Source organism: Novosphingobium olei (assembly GCF_012927405.1).
Taxonomy (GTDB): domain Bacteria; phylum Pseudomonadota; class Alphaproteobacteria; order Sphingomonadales; family Sphingomonadaceae; genus Novosphingobium; species Novosphingobium olei.
In genome coordinates this window covers 1-5,224 of sequence record NZ_JABBGM010000031.1, presented here as the reverse complement: position 1 = coordinate 5,224, position 5,224 = coordinate 1, and the positions used below count along the sequence as shown (strand labels likewise).

The following is a 5,224-nucleotide window of genomic DNA, read 5'->3' as shown; positions in this document are numbered from 1 at the left end:
TCGTAGCGAACGGAGTGGACACGGTCGCTGATACTGTTGAAAGACCCCCGTGACTGCAAGCCTTTCGCCATCACACTGGACACAGTTTACATGGACAGTTATGGTATCGGTATTAACATAAGAAATATTATCGAACTGGAGCATGTGTAAGCGCAAAGTAGAGATGTCCCATCGTGATGGGCGCTCGCGGGCCGCGGTGGCATGGTCCTCCTCAGCACTGGAGGACGGCGCTTATGACGGTGTTGGCGATGAGCCATGGCGAGCTTTCGCGGTACGATACGCTGCTTCGAGTGATCCGTCGGGAGCTGCGGGTTCAGGATGCGGCGAACCTGCTTGGCTTGACGCGGCGCCAGGTCGGGCGGCTGTTGATCCGTGTACGAACTGACGGCGCTGAAGGCATTGTTTCGAGCAAGCGTGGGCGCCCGAGCAACCGTAGGCACAGCGATGCCTTTCGGGAACAGGTCCTGTCGCTGGTGCGCGAGCATTATGCGGATTTTGGACCGACGCTCGCCGCCGAGTATCTGTCGGAGCGGCACGGCATTGTCATTTCGCACGAGACGCTGCGCAAGTTGATGATCGCGGCCGGGCTCTGGAAGGATCGCGACGCGCGGCGGCCACGGCCGTATCAGCCACGTTATCGCCGGGATTGTCGCGGCGAGTTGATCCAGGTCGATGGCTCGAAGCATTGGTGGATGGAGGACCGCGGGCCGCAGTGCACCTTGCTGGTCTACATCGACGACGCGACCAGCGAGTTGATGCAGCTGAAGATGGTCGAGAGCGAGAGCACGTTCGCCTACATGGATGCAACCCGGGAGTACATCGAGCGGCATGGCAAGCCCGTGGCGTTCTACTCCGACAAGCACGGCGTCTTCCGGAACAACACCGCAAGTGCCAACGGCGACGGTATGACCCACTACGGGCGGGCGATGGAATCACTGAACATCGAGATTATCTGCGCCAACTCACCGCAGGCCAAAGCGCGGGTCGAGCGTGCCAACTCGACGCTACAGGACCGGTTGGTCAAGGCGATGCGACTGGAAGGAATATCGACGATCGCCGAGGCGAACGCGTTTCTGCCTGGCTATATGGAACGGCACAGCGAACGGTTCGCGAAGCCGGCGTTCGATCCGCGCGATCTGCACCGGCCGTTGGCACCGCATGACGATCTGCGCACGCAGCTGGTCTGGCGCGAGTGGCGCACGGTGACGCAGGCGCTGGCGCTGCACTACAACAAGGCGCAGTTTATCCTGGAGCTGAACGAGATCAGCCGTTCTCTGGTCGGCAAGCGCGTGGAGGTCTGCGAGTACCCCGATGGCGGCCTTGAGATCCGCCACGGCGAGCATGCCCTCCCCTACCGGATGCACGACAAGATCCGGCAGGTGAACCAGGCTGCCATCGTCGACAACAAGCATCTCGACGCGGCGCTGGCCACGGCGAAGCTGATGCAGGAGCAGTTGCCGCCCAGGAAGCGGAACACCAACGAGCCGAAGCGTCGATCGCAACCAACGCACCTGTTTCCTCCCCCGCTCGGCCCCGACGGCCTGCCAATCAAGCCCAAACGCGGACGCCCTCCCCTGCGCCGGATCAAGCCTACGGGAGCAGCTCCGCGCGTATTGGAGAACTGTTGAGGGAGCCCACTGCTATCGCAGCGGGTCCAGGGCGCATCCCAGCAACCGCAGCGCACCAGCAGGGTCTATGCTGCGCAAGGTTGAAACGCTACGCATAGCCCCTGCTGAACGCGAGTGGGACATCTCTACTTTGCGGAAAATAGGACTTGTCTAACTTGCACGAACAACGGTCTCTGCAAAATAGAGATGTCACCACTCAGGTCTCGGGTTCAGAATCGTGCGCCTCGATCAGGGCGGACTTGATCAACAGACCTCCCGGAATGACTTCCAGTGCGAGGCGTGACCCTGGGCCCCATGCGTGACGGGCCATGACCTCGTCAGGGAGTTGAAACTCGCCGTTGTCGTCGACAGCTATGATCAGCGGCTCTGCCATGATCTGATCTCCGTATCAGCGCCACTTAATTGCCTGAATTGCAAGCTTTACCCTGCAAATTGGAAAACGGCGAGAATGCGGGGTAATTTCCGTCACCGACAAGCCTTTCGAGCCCTATGCTGGACCGCTTTCCGCGGCATTTGCCCGATCTAGAAGGTCCATGAACGTGCGGGCCGCATCGCGGTCGCGCTCGTCCTTGAAGGCGACGTCGAGGTCTGGTGCTGAACCCAGCATGTAGAGCAGCGACCACATCGCGAACTTGCGCCCCTTGTCAGTCTCGAGGCCGAATTCGACCTGCATCCGCACGATGCCGCTGGCCATCGCTGCGGGCGAAACCGCTCCGAGATCATCGGTCCCAAAGAAGCGCCGCATCTGGTCGTCGAATTCCATTCAAGTCTCGCGTGGTGCCACGACCTCGAGCCATTCCGCGATTGCGGGCGGCACGCTGGCAGGACCTGAGCGTAGGTCGTAGCGCTCGCTCTCGCCCAGCTGGACACGGCAAACGGTGAAAGCCTGTTTGAGAGCGCGGCTGTTGTCCGTGAAAATTGCGGCATCAGCAACCTTCGACGCTGCGGCAATTGCTCGTTGTGTCTTGGGGAACCGCTTCAACAGCCGTTCCATCGGTACGTCATGCCCGTGCTCGGCTACTCGGGTCTGGACACGCAAGATAGACAGATCGGCATTTGTCAGCCCGACGAAGAACAACAGAACGAAATACCCTGCGCGTTGCATATCCTCGATCAGGTCGATCTTTGACAGAACCGTTCCATCGGGCTGCTCCTCCCAATATGAAAACACCGTCTCCATCGCGAATGGGACTTTCGCCCCCATTGCATGGCCGACGAAGGCTTGGACGCCGTCCTGAGCCACGCGCATCCAGCTCTCGTCTGTGTCGCGCAACGTTTGCGCCCACTCGTCAAGCGCACCATCGCTTCCTGGCTCCGGAAGGATGGAAAGCATCATGCGGTCCGCATTGATCAGCGGGATTTGCAACTGACCGGAGAGCCGCTTGCGCCACATCGTCGACTTACCAGAGCCGTTGTGGCCCGCGAGGACGATCGCCAATGGCTTCTTGGTCTTCTGCTGCGCCGCTAGGATCTGCTCGACGGCGTCCGAAAGAAAGGTCAATCGATGACCTCGAACGCACCGTTGACCAGACGTCCCCGATTGATGCGCCCGTTAAGCCGGCGAATGAACACGCCAGGCTCACCATCGGCGACCGAGAACTGCGGCACATCCCTTTTCGCGCGGATATCGACGCCCGGACGCTCGAGGCGCTTCACGACGCGCTCAAGCGCGGCCGTGCTGCGTTCGATGTTCTTCTTGACCAACCCGGCCGACGGCTTGCTGCCACTGATGGTCACGCTGCCAAACTTCACCTTGGAGCCACGTGCGCCCTTGGTGCGCACGACGACAAACTGTCCGTTGGTTCCGGTGCGGGATTTGGTGCCTTGGTTCGCCATGATTTCAAGATAACCCTTCAGGTGGATTCTTGCCACCCCTGATTGCATCGGTCGCGCCGCGACGGTGAGCGTTCAATCGAAGAACGACATCCCCCATCCAGCCTGGCATTACTCGTCTGCCTTTGAGCAGCGCCTGCAGGTCCTTGTCATCGAGCCGGGCGGAGAGATGCGCAATCGCGTCGGCATCGACTTTATTGCGTCCGAGACTGGCCAGAAGCTGGACCACCCCGTTCGCCATTGCCGACGCATTGACCAGCACCGGTGCACGGCTGTGCTTGAGCGTGATACTGCGGCCTGCTGCCATACGCACGCGAGTTCGTCCCGTTGTCGCATAGCTCGGCTTCGCCTGCACCTGCGTCGAGAGGCCGAGCCCGTTCGCTGCGGCAGTTGCCGACGGTGCGAGCTGGTCGCCGCTTTGAGCCGACACGGCCAGCGCGATCATTTCGGCGTCCGGCGTCAACGTGCCCAGCTTGTGGTGCAGCTGCGGATAATCATAGAGGCCGCGCCCGATCCTGCGGACCTCGCCCGCTTGCGCAAGGCGCGACAATGCCATGTCCACGGAGCCGCGTGTGCCGAAGTCGATGAAATGCTTAGGTGTGAAGACCCACCCTCGCCCTTTTGCGCGAACGCGCTTCATGATCCTGTCGGCCACGGCGGACATGATTCGAGTGCTCCTTTCGTTAGAAACTAGCACATGTATTTCTAACGAACCATTGCACCTCGCACATCCCGACGACGAGCATGATGAGCGGCCCCGTCAAGATTGTCGCACTCAGTCCCGCGCGCCCTTGCGGGCTGCGCTCCTGCGGGTGCGGGACTTCTCGCATTGGGCCGCCGGCACTCTCGCCTACGCCTCCGTCGCCGCCCCGCGCCCGTGCGATGCACCGGGCCACGGGCCGACTGACTGTCTCCGGCAAGGGGTCCGTTCTGTGTTGGGCCGCGCCAAAATTGGCGCAGCCAGAGCGCCCCGCAGCGAGCCCGTGACCTTCCTCGTTCAGGACGAACAGGCGGAGCACAGACGAGCGGCGTTTTGCGGTTGACCCCGAACGCCCAAAAGGGGTTCGGGGGCAAAACCGTAATCTCTCTCTCATCTTGGTGGCTGAGCGAAATCAGCATCGCCATAGCATGACGCCCGGGAGATTGGCGGCCGTCAAGGATCGCGGCTCCCCCCGCGCCCGCTGTTCGCGGCGGCAGCGCGCGCGCTGCCGTCCCTGACTGCCTGACTCCGGCACCCCTTCGATGGGCAACTTTCATCAGCGTGATGAGAGGAAATTCCTTTTGGAGGTTATCATGACGGACCGTTTCTCAAACTTTGCCGACCTTGCCGAACACCTTGCGCGTGAAATCGCGACGCCTGACTGCGCTTGGACGTTCATGGAGCAGACCGAGTTTGCCAAGCTATCGATCGGGATGGTGGACAGCAGCATCACCGACTGGAAGATTACTTTCGTCGATGCCGTAGCCCATAAACGTTCCTCCGCGCTCTTCGTCATCGCCGATCATGGCCCTGCCGCCGGCCGGGCTTGAACTCCACAGGGCAAAGATGGAAGTGACGCTCTACGGAGAGACTGTTTCCTCAGGCGTTGGCGCGGCCACGCCAGTTAATCTCCTGAACGCTGCGGCATAGCTGGCCCCTAATACCAAGGCGCGCTGAGTCTGACTCACGCCGGGGATTCCTAAGCGGATGAAAATCTGATTCGACGTTGCAAGCACAAGGAGGCTTGCGATGGCGGCAGCGATTGGGGTTCGATCTGACTACG

Annotated in this window: 7 protein-coding genes; 2 read left to right on the top strand and 5 right to left on the bottom strand. The window is 61.1% G+C overall.

From position 1 onward, the window contains the following. The first annotated feature begins 233 nt into the window (after positions 1-233). Complete coding sequence (locus tag HHL27_RS21995) at positions 234-1,628, top strand: ISNCY family transposase (protein ID WP_169495503.1); 1,395 nt, start codon at positions 234-236, stop codon at positions 1,626-1,628. A 196-nt stretch (positions 1,629-1,824) separates the two neighbouring features. Here the strand turns inward: HHL27_RS21995 and HHL27_RS21990 are convergent, their stop codons facing one another. The 5 genes from HHL27_RS21990 to HHL27_RS21970 all read right to left on the bottom strand — a co-directional run bounded on the left by HHL27_RS21990 (position 1,825) and on the right by HHL27_RS21970 (position 4,125). Next, the gene (locus HHL27_RS21990) at positions 1,825-2,001 is read right to left on the bottom strand and encodes a hypothetical protein (protein ID WP_169495502.1); all 177 of its coding nucleotides are present in this window, start codon (positions 1,999-2,001) and stop codon (positions 1,825-1,827) included. 114 nt (positions 2,002-2,115) lie between these two features. Further along, on the bottom strand, positions 2,116-2,391 hold the full coding sequence (locus tag HHL27_RS21985) for a hypothetical protein (protein WP_169495501.1): 276 nt from the start codon (positions 2,389-2,391) through the stop codon (positions 2,116-2,118). After that, positions 2,392-3,129 carry a zeta toxin family protein gene (locus tag HHL27_RS21980; protein WP_169495500.1) on the bottom strand — a complete coding sequence of 246 codons (738 nt, stop codon included), beginning with the start codon at positions 3,127-3,129 and terminating at the stop codon, positions 2,392-2,394. After that, a complete protein-coding gene (locus HHL27_RS21975) occupies positions 3,126-3,464 on the bottom strand; it encodes a hypothetical protein (protein WP_206069795.1) in 339 nt (112 codons plus the stop codon). The genes HHL27_RS21980 and HHL27_RS21975 overlap by 4 nt, the downstream gene beginning before the upstream one ends. Positions 3,465-3,468: 4 nt before the next feature. Continuing rightward, entirely contained in the window at positions 3,469-4,125 is a 657-nt protein-coding gene (locus HHL27_RS21970) for a DUF6088 family protein (RefSeq protein ID WP_169495499.1), read from the bottom strand. Between the two features lie 629 nt (positions 4,126-4,754). Here HHL27_RS21970 and HHL27_RS21965 point away from each other — a divergent pair. Beyond that, positions 4,755-4,991: an FAA hydrolase family protein gene (locus tag HHL27_RS21965; protein WP_169495498.1), complete on the top strand. Its 237-nt coding sequence runs from the start codon at positions 4,755-4,757 to the stop codon at positions 4,989-4,991. The last annotated feature ends 233 nt before the right edge of the window (positions 4,992-5,224 follow it).

Coding starts and splice junctions, on each gene's coding strand:
- HHL27_RS21995 (WP_169495503.1), top strand. CDS start 234: ATGACGGTGTTGGCGATGAGCCATGGCGAGCTTTCGCGGTACGATACG.
- HHL27_RS21990 (WP_169495502.1), bottom strand. CDS start 2,001: ATGGCAGAGCCGCTGATCATAGCTGTCGACGACAACGGCGAGTTTCAA.
- HHL27_RS21985 (WP_169495501.1), bottom strand. CDS start 2,391: ATGGAATTCGACGACCAGATGCGGCGCTTCTTTGGGACCGATGATCTC.
- HHL27_RS21975 (WP_206069795.1), bottom strand. CDS start 3,464: ATGGCGAACCAAGGCACCAAATCCCGCACCGGAACCAACGGACAGTTT.
- HHL27_RS21970 (WP_169495499.1), bottom strand. CDS start 4,125: ATGTCCGCCGTGGCCGACAGGATCATGAAGCGCGTTCGCGCAAAAGGG.
- HHL27_RS21965 (WP_169495498.1), top strand. CDS start 4,755: ATGACGGACCGTTTCTCAAACTTTGCCGACCTTGCCGAACACCTTGCG.